Source organism: Paraburkholderia caballeronis, assembly GCF_900104845.1.
In the GTDB taxonomy this organism is placed as follows: Bacteria; Pseudomonadota; Gammaproteobacteria; order Burkholderiales; family Burkholderiaceae; genus Paraburkholderia; species Paraburkholderia caballeronis.
On record NZ_FNSR01000001.1, the window covers coordinates 1,704,881 to 1,722,725 of the forward strand.

At 68.0% G+C, this 17,845-nt stretch carries 17 protein-coding genes; 14 read left to right on the forward strand and 3 right to left on the reverse strand.

Translation table 11 applies throughout. From position 1 onward, the window contains the following. Window positions 1–7: 7 nt before the first annotated feature. The 6 genes from BLV92_RS07575 (at window position 8) to ftsB (ending at window position 8,328) form a co-directional block, all read left to right on the forward strand. Window positions 8–2,542: a DNA internalization-related competence protein ComEC/Rec2 gene (locus tag BLV92_RS07575; RefSeq protein ID WP_090543689.1), complete on the forward strand. Its 2,535-nt coding sequence runs from the start codon at window positions 8–10 to the stop codon at window positions 2,540–2,542. 57 nt (window positions 2,543–2,599) lie between these two features. Then, window positions 2,600–3,403, forward strand: a complete 804-nt coding sequence (locus tag BLV92_RS07580) for an alpha/beta fold hydrolase (protein WP_090546911.1) — start codon at window positions 2,600–2,602, stop codon at window positions 3,401–3,403. Between the two features lie 242 nt (window positions 3,404–3,645). Beyond that, window positions 3,646–5,307, forward strand: a complete 1,662-nt coding sequence (locus BLV92_RS07585) for a CTP synthase (RefSeq protein ID WP_090543691.1) — start codon at window positions 3,646–3,648, stop codon at window positions 5,305–5,307. Continuing rightward, window positions 5,304–6,158, forward strand: coding sequence for a 3-deoxy-8-phosphooctulonate synthase (gene kdsA, locus BLV92_RS07590; protein ID WP_090543693.1), 855 nt, complete (start codon window positions 5,304–5,306; stop codon window positions 6,156–6,158). Before BLV92_RS07585 ends, kdsA begins: the two co-directional genes overlap by 4 nt. Window positions 6,159–6,505: 347 nt before the next feature. Beyond that, a complete protein-coding gene (gene eno / locus BLV92_RS07595; RefSeq protein ID WP_090543695.1) occupies window positions 6,506–7,789 on the forward strand; it encodes a phosphopyruvate hydratase in 1,284 nt (427 codons plus the stop codon). 92 nt (window positions 7,790–7,881) lie between these two features. Further along, the gene (gene ftsB, locus BLV92_RS07600) at window positions 7,882–8,328 is read left to right on the forward strand and encodes a cell division protein FtsB (protein ID WP_090543697.1); all 447 of its coding nucleotides are present in this window, start codon (window positions 7,882–7,884) and stop codon (window positions 8,326–8,328) included. Between the two features lie 153 nt (window positions 8,329–8,481). On the opposite strand, the gene BLV92_RS07605 is transcribed toward ftsB, so the two are convergent. The 3 genes from BLV92_RS07605 to BLV92_RS07615 form a co-directional block, all read right to left on the reverse strand. Then, window positions 8,482–8,877 (reverse strand): hypothetical protein, encoded by a 396-nt coding sequence (locus BLV92_RS07605; protein WP_090543699.1) that lies wholly within the window; start codon window positions 8,875–8,877, stop codon window positions 8,482–8,484. Between the two features lie 126 nt (window positions 8,878–9,003). Then, window positions 9,004–9,954 carry an Hsp33 family molecular chaperone HslO gene (gene hslO / locus BLV92_RS07610; protein ID WP_090546912.1) on the reverse strand — a complete coding sequence of 317 codons (951 nt, stop codon included), beginning with the start codon at window positions 9,952–9,954 and terminating at the stop codon, window positions 9,004–9,006. Window positions 9,955–10,003: 49 nt separating this feature from the next. After that, window positions 10,004–10,528: a gamma carbonic anhydrase family protein gene (locus tag BLV92_RS07615; RefSeq protein WP_090543701.1), complete on the reverse strand. Its 525-nt coding sequence runs from the start codon at window positions 10,526–10,528 to the stop codon at window positions 10,004–10,006. Window positions 10,529–10,689: 161 nt separating this feature from the next. Between BLV92_RS07615 and BLV92_RS07620 the strand changes: the two genes are divergently transcribed. The 8 genes from BLV92_RS07620 (at window position 10,690) to dapA (ending at window position 17,795) form a co-directional block, all read left to right on the forward strand. Continuing rightward, a complete protein-coding gene (locus BLV92_RS07620; RefSeq protein WP_090543703.1) occupies window positions 10,690–11,574 on the forward strand; it encodes a ferritin-like domain-containing protein in 885 nt (294 codons plus the stop codon). A 103-nt stretch (window positions 11,575–11,677) separates the two neighbouring features. After that, window positions 11,678–12,562, forward strand: coding sequence for an alpha/beta fold hydrolase (locus BLV92_RS07625; protein WP_090543705.1), 885 nt, complete (start codon window positions 11,678–11,680; stop codon window positions 12,560–12,562). 154 nt (window positions 12,563–12,716) lie between these two features. Then, a complete protein-coding gene (locus tag BLV92_RS07630; RefSeq protein WP_090543707.1) occupies window positions 12,717–13,547 on the forward strand; it encodes a 3',5'-nucleoside bisphosphate phosphatase in 831 nt (276 codons plus the stop codon). Between the two features lie 97 nt (window positions 13,548–13,644). Continuing rightward, window positions 13,645–14,280, forward strand: a complete 636-nt coding sequence (locus BLV92_RS07635; protein WP_090543709.1) for an L-threonylcarbamoyladenylate synthase — start codon at window positions 13,645–13,647, stop codon at window positions 14,278–14,280. 52 nt (window positions 14,281–14,332) lie between these two features. Continuing rightward, complete coding sequence (locus BLV92_RS07640; protein ID WP_090543711.1) at window positions 14,333–14,998, forward strand: site-2 protease family protein; 666 nt, start codon at window positions 14,333–14,335, stop codon at window positions 14,996–14,998. A 4-nt stretch (window positions 14,999–15,002) separates the two neighbouring features. Continuing rightward, window positions 15,003–16,205: a tryptophan--tRNA ligase gene (locus BLV92_RS07645; protein WP_090543713.1), complete on the forward strand. Its 1,203-nt coding sequence runs from the start codon at window positions 15,003–15,005 to the stop codon at window positions 16,203–16,205. Window positions 16,206–16,224: 19 nt separating this feature from the next. Next, the gene (locus BLV92_RS07650) at window positions 16,225–16,845 is read left to right on the forward strand and encodes a class I SAM-dependent methyltransferase (protein ID WP_090543716.1); all 621 of its coding nucleotides are present in this window, start codon (window positions 16,225–16,227) and stop codon (window positions 16,843–16,845) included. A gap of 44 nt (window positions 16,846–16,889) precedes the next feature. Further along, the gene (gene dapA, locus BLV92_RS07655) at window positions 16,890–17,795 is read left to right on the forward strand and encodes a 4-hydroxy-tetrahydrodipicolinate synthase (RefSeq protein WP_090543718.1); all 906 of its coding nucleotides are present in this window, start codon (window positions 16,890–16,892) and stop codon (window positions 17,793–17,795) included. Window positions 17,796–17,845: the final 50 nt, after the last annotated feature.

Here is a 17,845-nt window from a genome sequence, read left to right on the forward strand (position 1 = left end):
AGGTCGAATGCGGGCGGTGTGGGGCGGGTTCGCGCTGGGCGTGATCGGGTTGCAGCAGCAGGCGGTGTTGCCGTCGTGGCGCGGGTGGCTTGCCGTGATCGCGCTGGCGGTTGCGTCGTTGGCGTGGGCCGTTCGCTTGCGTGTTTCCCTTGGTTCCTTCTCATGTACCGGCGACCGCTGGCGTGCGGCGAGCGGCTGGGCCGGCGTGTGGATCGCCGCCGCGTGCGTGGGTTTCGGTTATGCGGCGTGGCGAGCCGACGTGCGGCTCGCGCGGGCGCTGCCGGCCGCTTGGGAAGCGCGCGAGTTGACGGTGAGCGGTTATCTCGCGAGCGGACCGTCGCTCGACGCGAACGGCGCACGTTTTCTGTTCGCGGTCGAAGCGTGGACGAAACCCGAACCGGTTGGCGACGCGCGGCTGCCGGCGACGATCCAGTTGCTGTGGCCGGGCCGCGACGCCCCGTTGCCCGCGCTCGAACCGGGCATGCGCTGGCGTTTGCCGGTGCGGCTGAAGCGGCCGCACGGCAACGGCAATTTCGGACTGCGCGATGCCGAAGTCGCGATGCTCGAACGCGACGTGCGCGCGACGGGTTACGTGAGCGCGCCGCGGCGCGCGGCGCGTGATCCTCGCGATGCGCGCGGCCTTGGCGTCGCGATCGAGCGGGTGCGCTGGCGCGTGCATCGGCGGATCGACGCGGTGCTTGCGGATGCACCGCATCGCGGGATCGTCGTCGCGCTCGCGACCGGCGCGCAGGATGCCGTGACCGACGCGGACTGGCGGCTGATGCGCCGCACCGGCACCACCCATTTGATCGCGATCTCCGGGCTGCATCTGGCGTTCGTCGCGGCGCTTGCCGGCGGGTTCGCGGGCGCGGTGTGGCGGCGGTTGCGCTGGCGGGGACGGCCTGCGCCGTTGATCGCGCCGGCGCAAACGGTCGCGTTATGGAGCGCGGTGATCGCGGCGATTGCGTATGCGGCGCTCGCGGGGTTCAACGTGCCGGTGCAGCGCGCGCTGTGGATGCTTTTGGCGGCGGCGCTCGCGCTTGCGACGGGCCGCAACGTCGCGCGCTCGCAGACGCTCGGCTGGGCGCTCGGCCTCGTGCTGCTGAACGATCCGTGGGCGGTTGCGTCGGCGGGGTTCTGGCTGTCGTTCTGCGCGGTCGGGGCGATCCTGTTCGTGGTGGCCGGCGACATGCCGATGCGTCATCACGATCGCTCCTTTCATGACGACGACGCGCAGAGAGGGGCTTCGCACCTCGGAACGAAACTGCGCGCCTTGTGCATTTCCGCCGGCGAGCGGATGCGTCGCAGCGCCCGCGTGCAATACGCGGTGACGCTCGCGCTCGCGCCGATCACGCTGTACTGGTTCGCGCAGATGCCGCTGATCGGCCCGCTCGCGAACGCGTTCGCGATTCCATGGGTTAGCGCGCTCGTGACGCCCGCCGTGCTCGCGGGCATCGTGCTGCCGAAACCGCTTGACGCGTTCGCGCTGCATGCCGCGCATCGGCTGTTCGAACTGCTGGCGATGGGACTCGACGCGGTGGCGAAACCGTCGTGGGCCGTGCTGCATCTGGCGCAGCCGGGGCCGTGGGCGCTCGGCTGCGCGGCGCTCGGCATCGCGTGGTGCCTTGCGCCGCGTGGCTGGCCGCTGCGCTGGGCCGCGCCGGTCACATGGCTGCCGCTGCTGCTGCCCGCGCCGTTTTCGATGCAGTCGACCGGCGCGTTTCGCGTGACCGCGCTCGACGTCGGGCAGGGCACGTCGGTGCTCGTCGAAACCGCGCGGCACGCGCTGCTGTTCGACGCCGGCCCCGGTCCCGAATCGACGCATGCCGGCGAGCGGATCGTCGTGCCGTATCTGCATGCGCATGGCGTGCGGCGACTCGATGCGCTGATGATCAGCCACGACGATTCCGATCATGCGGGCGGCGCGGCGGCGGTGCTCGACGAGATCCGCGTCGATACGTTCGTCGGCGGGTTGCTGCGGTCGCATCCGCTGTGGGACGACGCGCGCGGCGCGGGCGCGGCGGCGTTGCAGTGCGCGGCGGGCCAGCACTGGCAATGGGACGGCGTCGATTTCGACGTGCTGTGGCCGGACGCCGGCCCGTTGTCGGGCAAGCCGAACGAGCATTGCTGCGTGCTGCGCGTATCGACGCATGCGCGCGCGCCTGCGGATCCTGCGGACACGCGCGTCGCCGCGCTGCTCGCCGCCGACATCGAGGCGCCGGCCGAGCGCGCTCTGCTTGCGCGCGACTCGGCCGCCCTGCACGCGCAGGTGCTGGTCGTCCCGCATCACGGCAGCCGCACGTCGTCGACCGAGCCTTTCCTCGACGCCGTCGGACCGCTCGTCGCGATATTTCAGGTAGGCTACCTGAACCGTTTTCATCACCCGCAACAAGGCGTCTATGCGCGATACGAAGCGCGGCACATCACGCTCGCGCGCAGCGACGCGGACGGCGCGGTGCGCGTCGAAGCCAGCGGGACTGTGTTGAACGTCGAACGCTATCGCGACACGCAGCGCCGCTACTGGATGACGCCGCCCGAATGACGCGGGGTGGACACGGCGCGCGACGGCACGCATACCAATCATGGAGACCGCGACGACTTGAAGAACATCATCCATTTCTCGCATGCGAACGGCTTTCCGGCGTCCACGTACCGGACGCTGTTCGCCGAACTCGAAGACCGCTACGAAGTGCGCGCGATCGAATGCATCGGCCACGATTCGCGTTTTCCGGTCACCCAGGACTGGCCGCACCTCGTCGAGCAACTGCTCGACGACATCGGCCGTCGTTATGAAACGCCGGTGTGGCTCGTCGGCCATTCGCTCGGCGGCTACCTGTCGTTGATGGCGGCGCTGCGGCAGCCGCAGTGGGTGAGGGGCGTCGTGATGCTCGATTCGCCGGTGATCGCCGGCTGGCGCAGCAGCATGCTGCGCGTGTCGCAGTGGACCGGCCTCGACGAACGGCTGTCGCCCGCGGCCGCGACGCGCAACCGCCGCACGACGTGGCCGAGCCGCGACGACGCATGGCGGCACTTCCACCGGAAGCCGGCGTTCGCGCGCTGGGACGAGCGCGTGCTGTCCGACTACGTCGACTTCGGGATGCCGCAGACCGCGCCGGACGGCACGCGCTCGCTCGCGTTCGACCGGCGGATCGAGTATCTGATCTACCGGACGCTGCCGCATACGCTCGGCGCCCGGCTTGCGCATGGCGCGCCGATGCCGGTCGGCTTCGTCGCGGGCACGCAGTCGCGCGAAGTGCGCCAGGTCGGATTGACGGCGACGCGGCGCGCGTGCGGCGAACGCTTCGAGTGGATCGAAGGCAGTCATCTGTATCCGATGGAGCGGCCGATCGAGACCGCGCGCGCAGTGCAGCGTCTGCTGTATTCGATGGACGGCGGCGGATGACGCGGGCGGCTCGCGGCGGGTTTTTTTTGCGGTCGCGAGGGATGTCTGAAAACGGGGAAAGGGCAGGCGGAATGGCTGCCGGCAGGGACCTTGCGGCGGCCGCGAGCGTGCCGTCGCACGGCTCATCCGGCGGCGTCTCGCGTGAATGCACACGCGCCGCGCACACCGATGCGGCGTCGCGCAAATTGCCGGCTCGACACCTGCTTTACGGTATAATCCGTTTTTCCCGCGAGCATCCAGCGATGACCAAATATGTTTTCGTCACCGGCGGCGTAGTTTCCTCCCTCGGCAAGGGCATTGCCGCCGCCTCTCTCGCCGCGATCCTCGAATCGCGCGGCCTCAAAGTCACCCTCCTCAAGCTCGATCCCTACATCAACGTCGACCCCGGCACGATGAGCCCGTTTCAGCACGGCGAAGTGTTCGTGACGGAAGACGGAGCGGAAACCGACCTCGACCTCGGCCACTATGAGCGCTTCATCAGCACGAAGATGCGCAAGGCCAACAACTTCACGACCGGCCAGATCTACGAATCGGTGATCCGCAAGGAACGCCGCGGCGACTATCTCGGCAAGACTGTGCAGGTGATCCCGCACATCACGAACGAGATCCAGGCGTTCATCGAACGCGGCGCGGCATCCGCGACGTGCGGTGAGCCGGACGTCGCGATCGTCGAAGTCGGCGGCACGGTCGGCGACATCGAATCGCTGCCGTTCCTCGAAGCGGCGCGCCAGATGAGCCTGCGCCTCGGCCGCAACAGCGCATGCTTCGTGCACCTGACGCTGGTGCCGTACATCGCGACCGCCGGCGAACTGAAGACGAAACCGACGCAGCACAGCGTGCAGAAGCTGCGCGAAATCGGCATCTATCCGAACGTGCTGCTGTGCCGCGCCGATCGCCGCATTCCGGACGACGAGTGCCAGAAAATCTCGCTGTTCTCGAACGTGCCGACGGACGCGGTGATCTCCGTGTGGGACGTCGACAGCATCTACAAGATTCCGCAGATGCTGCACGACCAGGGGCTCGACGCGATCGTCTGCGAGGAACTGAAGCTGTCGCCGCAGCCGGCCGACCTGCGCGTGTGGTCGGAGCTGGTCGACAAGCTCGAACATCCGCAGCACGAAGTGACGATCGGCATGGTCGGCAAGTACGTCGAGCTGACCGAGTCGTACAAGTCGCTGATCGAGGCGCTGCGTCATGCGTCGATCAAGACGTCCACGAAGGTCAACATCGAATACATCGACTCCGAGCAGATCGATGAAGAAGGCGTCGAAGGGCTGAAGCATCTCGACGCGATCCTCGTGCCGGGCGGCTTCGGCCGCCGTGGCACCGAAGGCAAGATCAAGGCGATCCGCTATGCGCGCGAGGCGAAGGTGCCGTACCTCGGCATCTGCCTCGGGATGCAGCTCGCGGTGATCGAATTCGCGCGTCATGTCGTCGGCCTGACGGATGCGAACAGCACCGAATTCGATCCGGACACGCCGGATCGCGTGGTCGCGCTGATCACCGAATGGTACGACCGCGACGGCAACGTCGAGAAGCGCGACGAGGAGTCCGATCTCGGCGGCACGATGCGCCTCGGTTCGCAGCGCTGCCCGATCAAGCCGGGCACGCTCGCCGCGCAGATCTACGGCAAGGACGTGAACGAGCGTCACCGTCACCGCTACGAAGTGAACAACCGCTACGTGCCGCAACTCGAAGCCGGCGGGCTCGTGATCAGCGCGCGCACGCCGAGCGAGGATCTGCCCGAAATGATGGAACTGTCGCGCGACATGCATCCGTGGTTCGTCGGCGTGCAGTTCCATCCGGAATTCACGTCTACGCCGCGCGACGGCCATCCGCTCTTCAAGGCGTATGTCGAGGCGGCGCTCGCGCATCAGCAGTCGCGCGTCGAGGAGAAAGCATGAAGCTGTGCGGGTTCGAAGCCGGTCTCGACAAGCCGTTTTTCCTCATCGCCGGCACCTGCGTCGTCGAATCGGAGCAGATGACGATCGACACGGCTGGCCGGCTGAAGGAAATCTGCGCGAAGCTCGGCATTCCGTTCATCTACAAGTCGTCGTACGACAAGGCGAACCGCTCCAGCGGCAAGTCGTTTCGCGGACTCGGCATGGACGAGGGGCTGCGCATCCTGTCCGAGGTGAAGCGCCAGCTCGGCCTGCCGGTGCTGACCGACGTGCATGCCGAGGACGAGATCGAGCCGGTCGCGGCGGTCGTCGACGTGCTGCAGACGCCCGCGTTCCTGTGCCGCCAGACCGACTTCATCCACGCGTGCGCGCGCTCGGGCAAGCCGGTCAACATCAAGAAAGGCCAGTTCCTCGCGCCGCACGACATGAAGAACGTGATCGACAAGGCGCGCGACGCGGCGCGCGAGGCCGGGCTGTCGGACGACCGCTTCCTTGCGTGCGAGCGCGGCGTTTCGTTTGGTTACAACAATCTCGTGTCGGACATGCGATCGCTTGCGATCATGCGGGAGACGGGTGCGCCGGTCGTGTTCGACGCGACGCATTCGGTGCAGTTGCCCGGCGGCCAGGGCACGAGTTCGGGCGGGCAGCGCGAGTTCGTGCCGGTGCTCGCGCGCGCGGCGGTCGCGACGGGCGTCGCGGGTCTCTTCATGGAGACGCATCCGCGTCCGGCCGAGGCAAAGTCGGACGGCCCGAACGCGGTGCCGCTGCACCGCATGGCGGATCTGCTGGAAACGCTCGTGACGCTCGACCAGGCGGTCAAGCGCACGCCGTTCCTGGAGAGCGACTTCAACTGATCGACATGCGCGTCGGGCAGCATGAACGCTGTGCGGCGCGATGGAGGAGCACCGCGCGCCTTTCGCCGGCGGAACGGCAGCCGGCACCGGGCGCGCGGGAATGTGGCAAACGCCAGCCAGGCAGACGCGAGGCAACAGGCGCGGCGGTGCGCGGCACAGTGCGCACGGCGCCGGCCGCACGGCGATGCGTCGCCGGACTGCCCCCGCGCACGGCGCTGTCCCGTTTGACCGGGCGGCCGCATCGCGCGCCGGGCCATGCCGGAGCGAAGCGTTCTCCGGTCTCGATCCGGCGACTGTCGGCGGTGTGGCGGTCACGCAAGAATTAACGTCATTTCCTTGAGGAAACCATGAGTGCAATCGTAGATATCATCGGTCGCGAGATTCTGGATTCGCGCGGCAATCCGACCGTCGAATGCGACGTGCTGCTGGAGTCGGGCACGATGGGCCGCGCGGCGGTGCCGTCGGGCGCGTCGACGGGCTCGCGCGAGGCGATCGAACTGCGCGACGGCGAAACGGGCCGTTACGGCGGCAAGGGTGTGCTGAAGGCGGTCGAGCACATCAACACCGAAATCTCCGAGGCGATCATGGGCCTCGACGCGTCCGAGCAGGCGTTCCTCGACAAGACGCTGCTCGAACTCGACGGCACCGACAACAAGTCGCGCCTCGGCGCGAACGCGCTGCTGGCGGTGTCGATGGCGGTCGCGAAGGCGGCGGCCGAGGAAGCCGGCCTGCCGCTGTACCGCTACTTCGGCGGCTCGGGCGCGATGCAGCTGCCGGTGCCGATGATGAACATCGTGAACGGCGGCGCGCACGCGAACAACAGCCTGGACATCCAGGAATTCATGATCGTGCCGGTCAGCCAGCCGACGTTCCGCGAGGCGCTGCGCTGCGGCGCCGAAGTGTTCCACGCGCTGAAGAAGATCCTGTCGGACCGCGGCATGAGCACGGCGGTCGGCGACGAAGGCGGCTTTGCGCCGAACTTCGGCAGCAACGACGAGTGCCTGTCGACGATCCTGCAGGCGATCGAGAAGGCCGGCTACCGCGCGGGTGAAGACGTGCTGCTCGCGCTCGACTGCGCGGCGAGCGAGTTCTATCACGACGGCAAGTACCAGCTCGCGGGCGAAGGGCTGCAACTGTCGTCGGCGGAATTCACCGACTACCTGGCGACGCTGGCCGACAAGTTCCCGATCGTGTCGATCGAGGACGGCATGCACGAAGGCGACTGGGCCGGCTGGAAGCTCCTGACCGAGCGGCTCGGCAAGAAGATCCAGCTCGTCGGCGACGACCTGTTCGTGACCAACACGCGCATCCTGAAGGAAGGCATCGAGAAGGGCATCGCGAACTCGATCCTCATCAAGATCAACCAGATCGGCACGCTGACCGAAACGTTCGCGGCGATCGAGATGGCGAAGCGCGCCGGCTACACGGCGGTGATCTCGCACCGTTCGGGCGAAACCGAAGACTCGACGATCGCGGACATCGCGGTCGGCCTGAACGCCGGTCAAATCAAGACCGGTTCGCTGTCGCGCAGCGACCGCATCTCGAAGTACAACCAGCTGCTGCGCATCGAGGAAGATCTCGGCGACATCGCGAGCTACCCGGGCAAGTCGGCGTTCTACAATCTGCGCTGACCTGGCGCAGGCGGCCCGTTGCCGTCCTACTTCGACCTCACTCGCCGCCCTGCGTATAGCGCAGGGCGGCGCGCATTTATCCGACACCTTTCATGCGGCTTGTCACTGTCGTCCTGATCGTCCTGCTGGTCCTGATCCAGTACCCGCTCTGGTGGGGCCACGGCGGCTGGCTGCGCGTCCACGAGTTGCAGCAGCAGCTCGCGAAGCAGTTGCAGCAGAATTCGGACGAGAAGCTGCGCAACGAGCGCATCGCCGGCGAAGTACAGGATCTGCAGAACGGCACCGCGGCCGTCGAGGAGCGCGCGCGCTACGAGATGGGGATGGTGAAGGACAGCGAAGTGTTCGTGCAGTTCGTGTCGCCGAACGCGGCGGCTGCGGCGGCGCAGAACGCTCCGTCGTCGAATACGTCCACGCGGGGCGAGATGTCGGCCGCGCCGGTGCGGGTGGTGCCGAACCCGGTGTCGCGCGTGCCCGAGCGCAAGCGCGGGCACACGAAAGACGCAAAGGACACGAAAGAGGCGAAGAAAAAGGCGGGATGACGTTTGCACCAGCCGTTGCGTCGTTCGTCGTTCGCGCAGCGAATCGTGCGAACGACGTGTATGTCGGTGGCGGAGCAAAGCAAAAGGCGCGGTGTCAGAACCGCGCCTTTTTTCGTTTGGGCATGCCGCCGCGCAACCGCGCGCGTTCGGAGCCTACCAGCCCCAACCCCAGCCCGGATAACCGTAGCCGATGCCGGTGCCCCAGCCCGGTCCCCATCTGCCGCCGTAGTAGCTGCCGTACAGCGTGACCGGCGGCGCATACGCGCGCGACCATGCCTGCGCGGCTGCTTCGTCGGCCATCGCGCGATCCTGGTCCGCGAGCACCTGGCGGTCGATCGCGTCGTAGCGTTGCCGTTCTTCGGGCGTCAGCGGTTGCGCGGCGGCCGCGACGCCGGACTGGTCGGCGGGCAGGCGGCTATAGATCGGCGCGGGTCCGGGCGGCTCCAGCATGCATCCGCCGAGCGCGAGCGCGCCGCCGAGCAGCGCGAGTGTCGTCGTGCGGGCCAGCGTGCCCAGCGGACTACGCGTGTGGCTTTTTTCCGTCGTCATGTTTGTTTCCCTTCTGTCGGATACCGAAGCAACGCCCGCTTGCGGCACTCGACGAACAGGCGGCTGCGCTTCGACTTCCGTCGGTACGCGCCGTGATCCGCGGCGCGCACCAGGAGCCGGCCACGGTCAGTGGCGTTGCCCGTCGGCGGGGGCGACTCCCTCTGAGAGCCCGGTGACGACGAAAAGTTGCGCGACGTCGACCGGGTCGAACTCGTAGCGCTGGTTGCAGTATTCGCAGTGGACCTCGACGTGCCCGCGTTCCTCGATCACGCTATCGACCTCGGCGCGGCCGAGCATCCGCAGCATCGCGCCGACCTTCTCGCGCGAGCACGAGCACTGGAAGCGCGCGCCGGCCGGCTCGAAGTGATGAACGTTTTCCTGCCAGAAGAGCCGGCGGAACACGGTCTCCGGTTCCTGTTCGAGCAGTTCGTCGCGCGAGAGCGTCGCGCTCAGCGTGCATACGCGCTCCCACGTGTCGGCGTCGAGTTCGCCCGGATGCGGGACGATGCCGCCGTCGCCCGGCAGTTTCTGCAGCAGCATGCCGACCGCGCGATCGTCGTTCGCGGCGAGCCACATCCGCGTGTCGAGCTGCTCCGAATGACGCATGTAGTGTTCGAGGACCGACGCGATCGACGGCAGCGGGCCGTCGTCGCCGTTCAGCGGCACGATGCCCTGATACGGCTGCTGGCCCGGCTGCTTGTTCGCCGGGTCGAGCGTGATCACGCAGCGGCCGTGGCCGCTCGCGTTCACGAGGTCCGTGAGCGACACGTCGCCGTCGAGCGTCGCGGCCGCTTCTTCGGAGAGCCGCGCGGTCGCGCGCATCGACAGGTCGGAACTGCACTGCACGACCAGCATCTTGACCGGGCCGTCGCCGAAGATCTGCATGATCAGCGTGCCGTCGAACTTCAGGTTCGCGGACAGCAGCGCGCACGCGGCCATCATCTCGCCGAGCACCGTGCGCACCGGCGCCGGGTACTGGCGGCGCGTCAGCACCTCCTGCCAGGTGTTGCGCAGCGACACGATCTCGCCGCGCACCGGGGCCGTACTGAACATGAATTTCTGCAACTGGTCGTTCACCATCTTTTCCTTCATCGAATCGTCGGGCGGCGGCCCGGCGTCCGGCCGTTCAGCCGATCCGCACGAGCTGCGCCTTGAAATAGTCGCGGCGGGTCGCGTAGCCGTCCGCGTTGCGACGCAGGCCGGCGATTTCCGCGTCGGACAGCTCGCGGACCACCTTCGCGGGCGCGCCGAGAATCAGCGAGTTGTCGGGGAATATCTTGCCTTCGGTCACGACCGCGCCGGCCGCGACCAGACAGTTGCGGCCGATCACCGCACCATTCAAGACCACCGCCTGAATGCCGACCAGCGAGCCTTCCTTCACCGTGCAGCCGTGCAGCATCGCCTGATGGCCGACCGTCACGTTGTCTTCGAGCGTCAGCGGGAAGCCCGGGTCCGCATGCAGCACCGCCGCTTCCTGGATGTTCGTGCGCGCGCCGACCGTGATCGGCTCGTTGTCGCCGCGCAGCGTCGCGCCGAACCAGACGCTCGCCTCCTGCGCGATCGACACGTTGCCGATGATCGCCGCGTTGTCGGCGACGAACACGCTCTCGTGAATGGTCGGCGCAGCGTCGCCAAGCTTGTAGATTGCCACGGTGGTGCGTCTCCTTGGTTTGCGGGGCGCCGCCGGTGGGGCGCGGTGCGGTTGAATCGCGTATTGTAAACGGTTGCGCGCGGCCCGCTGCCGCATCCTCGCTGCGCGTTTCGTCCCGTCCGCCGTCCGTTTGCCGTTCGTTCCCGTATTGCCGCGATGAGATGAGTGCCGACCGCTTGACCGCTCCTTCCTTGACCGTTTCTTCCGATTCCGCCGCCGCGTGCTGGCGCGCCCTCGCGCTCGACGCGCTGCGCGAATGCGATCCGTCAGCGAAGGCCGACGCGGTCCGCGCGCTGCGCGCGCGCGCGACAGCGGACGAACCGCGCGACGGCGCATGGTTTCCGGAGCGCGTGTTCGATGCGCCCGCCGATCTGCCGGGCCGGCCCACGTGTCCGGAACTGGTCGAGCCGCGCGGTCTCGGACGGCGCAGCATGAGCACGCCGCACGGCCGGGTCGTGCTGCTGCATGCGCTCGCGCACATCGAGTTCAACGCGATCAATCTCGCGCTCGACGCGGTGTGGCGCTTTCCGCGGATGCCCGCTGCGTTCTACGCCGACTGGCTGAAGGTCGCGGCGGAGGAGGCGTATCACTTTTCGCTGCTGCGCGCGCGTCTCGCGGACTACGGCCATGCGTACGGCGACTTTCCCGCGCACAACGGTCTGTGGGAGATGTGCGAGCGCACGCGCGACGACGTGCTCGCGCGGATGGCGCTCGTGCCGCGCACGCTGGAGGCGCGCGGCCTCGACGCGTCTCCGCCGATCCGCGCGCGGCTGAAGCAGGCCGGCGACGACGTATCCGCCGGCATCCTCGACGTGATCCTGCGCGACGAGGTCGGGCACGTGCGGATCGGCAACCACTGGTTCCGTCATCTGTGCGGCGAGCGGGGGCTCGATCCGCATGATGCGTGGCGGGATCTCGCGGCCCGCTATCATGCGCCGCGTCTGCGCGGTCCGTTCAATTTCGACGCGCGCCGCTCGGCCGGTTTCGACGACGCCGAACTCGACGCGCTCGTCGCGCAGGACGCGGACGACCCAGCGCGGCCATAAGCGGCCGTAAGCGATCTTGAGCGGCCGCCCGAACGAAGCGGCCCGGGCGCGCCGACCGCAGCCCGTATAATCGAACGACCATTCGCCCGCCTTTTCGCGTTCCATGAATCTTTCCCGCTCCGAATTCGTCGACGTCAACGGCATCCGCGTGCACGTGCGGCGCTGGGGCCGGCCCGACGCGCCGGTCCTCTTCATGCTGCACGGCTGGATGGACGTCGCCGCGTCATTCCAGTTCGTCGTCGACGCGCTCGGCGACCGCTGGCAGGTGATCGCGCCGGACCTGCGCGGCTTCGGCCTGTCCGACTGGCCGGTGGCCTCGCGCGGCGGCGGCGGCTACTGGTTCCCGGACTATCTCGCGGACCTCGACGCGCTGCTCGACCATTACGCGCCGGCCGGCGAAGTGAATCTCGTCGGCCACAGCCTCGGCGCGAACGTCGTCTGCGCGTATGCGGGCGTGCGGCCCGGGCGCGTGCGGCGCGTCGTCGATCTCGAAGGTTTCGGCCTGCGCGCGGCGAGCGCGGACGAAGCGCCGGGCCGCCTGCGCGGATGGCTCGACGAACTGCGCGAGCCGCCGACGCTGCGTCGTTATCCGACGCTCGATGCGGTCGCGGCGCGCCTCGTGAAGACGAATCCGCGGCTTGCCGCATCGCGCGCGCGGTTCCTCGCGGAGCACTGGTCGAAGCCGGACGGCGAAGGCGGTTACGCGCTGCTTGCCGATCCGGCGCACAAGATGCACGGCCCGCTGCTGTACCGGCTCGAAGAGATCACGGCGATCTGGTCGCAGGTCCGCGCGAAGGTGCTGCACGTCGAGGCGGCCGGGTCGCCGACACTCGCGATGATCGCCGGCCCGGTGCCGCTCGACCAGTTCAAGGCGCGGTTCCGCGCGTTTCCGGACTGGCGTGAGCGGATCATCGACGAGGCCGGCCACATGGTTCATCACGATCAGCCGGAGCAGGTCGCGGCGCTGATCGACGCGTTCTGCGGATGAACGCGCGGACCCGAAGCGGGCGCACAACGACGGCGCTGTTCGGCCGCGCAGGCGGCCCGATAGCGACGCCCGCGCGCGCATGGCGCGTCCGGTCGCGCCGTTCACGCTTTGTCGCGTTGCAGTAGAATCGACGCAGGATCTTTTCTGGATAGCGATGAACGCCGACCTCCACTGTCACTCCACCGTTTCCGACGGCCAACTGGCCCCGGCCGCCGTCGCGCGGCGGGCACAGGCCGGTGGCGTGACGCTGTGGTCGCTGACCGATCACGACGAAGTCGGCGGCCAGCAGGAGGCGCGGACAACGGCCGAGGCGCTCGGGATGCGCTACCTGTGCGGCGTCGAGATTTCGGTCACGTGGGCGTCGCGCACCGTGCATATCGTCGGGCTCGGCATCGATCCGGACAACCCGACGCTCGTCGACGGCCTCGCGCGGATGCGCAGCGGCCGTGATTCGCGCGCGGAAGCGATCGGCGCGCGCCTGGCGGAACTCGGCATCGACGGCGCGTACGAAGGCGCGCTGCGCTACGTGTCGAACCCGGACCTGATCTCGCGGACCCACTTCGCGCGTTTCCTCGTGGAGGCCGGCCATGTCGCGTCGGTGCAGGACGCGTTCACGCGCTACCTCGGCGACGACAAACCCGGTTACGTGCCGTACCGCTGGGCGAAACTCGAAGACTCGATCGCGTGGATCAAGGCGGCGGGCGGCGAGGCGGTCGTCGCGCATCCGGGCCGCTACGCGTATACGCCGGTGCAATTCGGCGCGCTGTTCGGCGAGTTCATCGATCTGGGCGGCAAGGCGATCGAAGTCGTCACCGGCAGCCACACGCCGGACCAGTACGCCGAGTACGCGAACGTCGCGCGCCGTTACGGCTTCGAGGCGTCGCGCGGCTCGGACTTCCATGCGCCAGGCCCGGACTCGGTCGAGCCCGGCAGTCTGCCGCCGCTTCCCTCCGATCTGAAGCCCGTCTGGGAGCGATGGCTGTAGGCCGCGCGCATCGCGCCGCGGCCCGCCGATCCGTTCCCGACCCGCGCCGTCGCGCCCGCTGCGACCGCGTTTCGTCTTCCGTCAGTTGATAACGGCCATGTCCCAGTTCTTTCGGCTTCACCCCGAAAATCCGCAGCCGCGTCTCGTGAAACAGGCGGTGCAGATCATCCGCGACGGCGGCGTGATCGCGCTGCCGACCGATTCGAGCTACGCGCTCGCGTGCCGGCTCGACGACAAGGGCGCGGCCGAACGGCTGCGCCGCATCCGCGGCCTCGACGAGCGGCAACTGCTGTCGCTGATGGTGCGCGACCTGTCCGAACTGGCGAGTTTCGCGATGGTCGACAACCGCCAGTACCGGCTGATCCGGTCGGTGACGCCGGGGCCGTACGTGTTCGTGCTGCAGGCGACGAAGGAAGTGCCGCGGCGGTTGTCGCATCCGTCGCGCAAGACGATCGGGCTGCGCGTGCCGGGTCATCCGATTCCGCTTGCGATTCTCGAAGAACTCGGCGAGCCGCTGCTCGCGTCGACGCTGATCCTGCCGCCCGACACGGAGCCGCTGAACGATTCCGAAGAGATCCGCGAGCGGCTCGAAAAACAGCTGGATCTGGTGATCGACGGTGGCGCGTGTCCGCGTGAACCGTCGACGGTGATCGACCTGACGGGCGGCGAACCGGTGCTGGTGCGCGCGGGCCGGGGCAGTCTCGAACCGTTCGGGCTCGAAGCGCCCGCATGATCGTTCCGCTCGTCGCCGGACGCGCCGAGGACCATTGATACAATACGCCGCTATGGATGCTTCCCTGATACAAACGATCGCCGTCTACGCGCTGCCGGTCATCTTCGCGATTACGCTGCACGAGGCCGCGCACGGGTTCGTCGCGCGCAAGCTCGGCGACGACACCGCGTACGTGCTCGGCCGCGTGTCGTTCAACCCGATGCGCCACATCGATCCGGTCGGCACGATCGCGATGCCGCTGATCCTCTATTTCCTGACCGGCGGCGCGTTCGTGTTCGGTTACGCGAAGCCGGTGCCGATCGCGTTCCGCAACCTGCGCGATCCGCGCTGGGGCAGCCTGTGGGTCGCGGCGGCCGGGCCGCTGTGCAACTTCATCCAGGCGCTCGTGTGGGGCGTGTTCGGCGTCGTGCTCGCGGTGCTCGACGTGCAGGAGCCGTTCTTCACGCGGATGGCCGCGGCCGGCGTAGGCGTGAACCTCGTGCTCGGCGTGCTGAATCTCTTTCCGCTGCCGCCGCTCGACGGCGGCCGCGTGCTGACCGCGCTCTTGCCGCCGCGCGCGAGCATCGCGTTGTCGCGCCTGGAGCCGTACGGCTTCTTCATCGTGATGGCGCTCGTGCTGACCGGCGTGCTGACGCGGTTCTGGCTGCGCCCGCTGGTCAGCCTCGGTTATGACGCGGTGACCGCGATTCTTACTCCCCTTGTGTCGCTCCTTACATAACATCATGTTCCCAGACCGTATCTTCTCCGGCATGCGGCCCACCGGGTCGCTGCACCTCGGCCACTATCACGGCGTGCTGAAAAACTGGGTGCGGCTCCAGTCCGAATACCCGTGTTTCTTCTGCGTCGTGGACTGGCACGCGCTGACCACGCACTACGAGACGCCCGAGGTGATCGAGCGGAACGTGTGGGACGTGCTGATCGACTGGCTCGCGTCGGGCATCGATCCGAACCAGGCGACGCTGTTCATCCAGAGCCGTGTGCCCGAGCACGCGGAACTGTCGCTGCTGCTCGGCATGAGCACGCCGCTCGGCTGGCTCGAACGCGTGCCGACCTACAAGGAGCAGATCGAGAAGCTGCGCGACAAGGATCTCGGCACCTATGGCTTCCTCGGATATCCGGTGCTGATGGCGGCGGACATCCTGCTGTATCGCGCGTCGCTCGTGCCGGTCGGCGAGGACCAGGTGCCGCACGTCGAGATGACCCGCGAGATCGCGCGCCGCTTCAACTACATGTACGGCCGCGAGCCGGGCTTCGAGGAGAAGGCGCTCGAAGCGGCGAAGAAGCTCGGCGGCAAGCGCTCGAAGCTGTATCACGAACTGCGCAACGCGTATCAGCAGGAAGGCGACGACGAGGCACTCGAACAGGCGCGCGCGCTGCTGTCCGAATCGCAGAGCCTGTCGATGAACGATCGCGAGCGGCTGTTCGGCTACCTCGAAGGCTCGCGCAAGATCATCCTGCCGGAGCCGCAGGTGCTGCTGACCGAGGCGTCGCGGATGCCGGGCCTCGACGGCCAGAAGATGTCGAAGTCGTACGGCAACACGATCGGGTTGCGCGAGGACGCGGACACGATCGCGAAGAAGGTCCGCACGATGCCGACCGATCCGGCGCGCGTGCGCCGCACCGATCCGGGCGATCCGGACAAGTGCCCGGTGTGGAAGCTGCACGAGGTCTACACCGACGAAGCGACGCACGACTGGGTGCAGAAGGGCTGCCGCTCGGCGGGAATCGGCTGCCTCGAATGCAAGCAGCCGGTCATCGAAGGGATCCTGCGCGAGCAGCAGCCGATGCTGGAGCGCGCGCAGAAGTACATGGACGATCCGTCGCTGCTGCGTGCGATCGTCGCGGACGGCTGCGACAAGGCGCGCAAGTTCGCATCGGAGACGATGCGCGACGTGCGCGAGGCGATGGGCCTGTCGTATACCTGACCCACGGCTCGTTTTTGCGATGACCTCGACGCCCATTGCGGGTTCCGGATGCGGCGGCGCGGCCGGGCCGTCGCGCTGGGTGCGCCGCTGGGCGCATCTGGTCGAGCCGGGCGGCGCGGTGCTCGACGTCGCGTCGGGCGCGGGCCGCCACGCGCGCTGGTTCGCGCAGCGCGGCCATCCGGTCGCCGCAATCGATCGTGACGCCGCCGCGCTCGCGACGCTGCGCGACGAGCCGCGGATCACGACCGTCGAAGCCGACCTCGAAGGCGCGCCGTGGCCGCTGCCGGACGACGCGCGCTTCGCGGCGGTCGTCGTCACGAACTACCTGCATCGTCCGTTGATGCAGCGTCTCGCCGACGCGCTCGCGCCCGGCGGCGTGCTGATCTACGAAACGTTCGCGCAAGGCAACGAGACGGTCGGCAAACCGTCGAATCCCGCTTTCCTGCTCGCGCCGGGCGAACTGCTCGCGGCGTTTGCGCCGGCGCTGCGGGTGGTCGCGTATCAGGACGGATTCCTGCCGGAACCGCGGCCGGCGTTCGTGCAGCGGATTTGCGCGGTGCGCGAGTGGCGGGCCGCGGAGCATGCCGACGACGCCGCGACTCAGGGCGTACCCGTACCGCGTTACGATCTGACCGGCTAATCCGCTACAATCCCGGATTAACCGATTCAATCTATTGACGTTTCATGGCTAACGGCACTCAAGACGGCATTACGCTGCGGGGCAGCATCCCTGCGATCGTCACCCCGATGCACGAAGACGGCAGCCTCGACCTGCCGGCGTTCCGCAAACTGATCGACTGGCACGTGGAAGAGGGGACGGATGCACTCGTCGTCGTCGGCACGAGCGGCGAGTCCGCGACGCTGAACGTCGAAGAGCACATCCTGATGGTGAAGACCGCGGTCGAGCACGCGGCCGGCCGTCTGCCGATCATCGCCGGCTCCGGCGGCAACTCGACCGCCGAGGCGATCGAGCTGACCGGGCAGGCGAAGTCCGTCGGCGCGAACGCGTCGCTGCAGGTCGTGCCGTATTACAACAAGCCGACGCAGGAAGGGATGTATCGCCACTTCGCGAAGATCGCGGAGACGGTCGATCTGCCGATGATCCTGTACAACGTGCCGGGCCGCACCGTCGCGGACATGGCGAACGAAACGATCCTGCGCCTCGCGCGGGTGCCGGGCATCGTCGGCGTGAAGGAAGCGACCGGCAACATCGATCGCGCCGCGCACCTGATCAAGGAAGCGCCGGCCGGGTTCTCGATCTTCAGCGGCGACGATCCGACCGCGATCGCGCTGATGCTGCTCGGCGGCCACGGCAACATCTCGGTGACCGCGAACGTCGCGCCGCGCCAGATGAGCCTGTTGTGCAAGGCCGCGCTTGCCGCCGACGCGAAGACCGCGCGCGAAATTCACCTGAAGCTGCTGTCGCTGCACAAGAACCTGTTCGTCGAATCGAACCCGATTCCGGCGAAGTGGGCGCTGCAGCAGCTCGGCCGCATCGAAGGCGGAATCCGCCTGCCGCTGACGCCGCTCGACGAGCGTTATCACGGCGTGGTGCGCGCGGCTTTGCGCGAAGCAGGCTTGCTGGCCTGACCGCAGCCGCCGCATTTTCTCAACCGACGTCGATTCCGCCCGATTCCTGA

Excerpts from the sequence above, each read along its gene's own strand:
- BLV92_RS07575 (WP_090543689.1), top strand. The coding sequence starts at position 8 with ATGCGGGCGGTGTGGGGCGGGTTCGCGCTGGGCGTGATCGGGTTGCAG.
- BLV92_RS07585 (WP_090543691.1), top strand. The coding sequence starts at position 3,646 with ATGACCAAATATGTTTTCGTCACCGGCGGCGTAGTTTCCTCCCTCGGC.
- kdsA (WP_090543693.1), top strand. The coding sequence starts at position 5,304 with ATGAAGCTGTGCGGGTTCGAAGCCGGTCTCGACAAGCCGTTTTTCCTC.
- eno (WP_090543695.1), top strand. The coding sequence starts at position 6,506 with ATGAGTGCAATCGTAGATATCATCGGTCGCGAGATTCTGGATTCGCGC.
- ftsB (WP_090543697.1), top strand. The coding sequence starts at position 7,882 with ATGCGGCTTGTCACTGTCGTCCTGATCGTCCTGCTGGTCCTGATCCAG.
- BLV92_RS07605 (WP_090543699.1), bottom strand. The coding sequence starts at position 8,877 with ATGACGACGGAAAAAAGCCACACGCGTAGTCCGCTGGGCACGCTGGCC.
- BLV92_RS07620 (WP_090543703.1), top strand. The coding sequence starts at position 10,690 with ATGAGTGCCGACCGCTTGACCGCTCCTTCCTTGACCGTTTCTTCCGAT.
- BLV92_RS07625 (WP_090543705.1), top strand. The coding sequence starts at position 11,678 with ATGAATCTTTCCCGCTCCGAATTCGTCGACGTCAACGGCATCCGCGTG.
- BLV92_RS07630 (WP_090543707.1), top strand. The coding sequence starts at position 12,717 with ATGAACGCCGACCTCCACTGTCACTCCACCGTTTCCGACGGCCAACTG.
- BLV92_RS07635 (WP_090543709.1), top strand. The coding sequence starts at position 13,645 with ATGTCCCAGTTCTTTCGGCTTCACCCCGAAAATCCGCAGCCGCGTCTC.
- BLV92_RS07640 (WP_090543711.1), top strand. The coding sequence starts at position 14,333 with ATGGATGCTTCCCTGATACAAACGATCGCCGTCTACGCGCTGCCGGTC.
- BLV92_RS07645 (WP_090543713.1), top strand. The coding sequence starts at position 15,003 with ATGTTCCCAGACCGTATCTTCTCCGGCATGCGGCCCACCGGGTCGCTG.
- BLV92_RS07650 (WP_090543716.1), top strand. The coding sequence starts at position 16,225 with ATGACCTCGACGCCCATTGCGGGTTCCGGATGCGGCGGCGCGGCCGGG.
- dapA (WP_090543718.1), top strand. The coding sequence starts at position 16,890 with ATGGCTAACGGCACTCAAGACGGCATTACGCTGCGGGGCAGCATCCCT.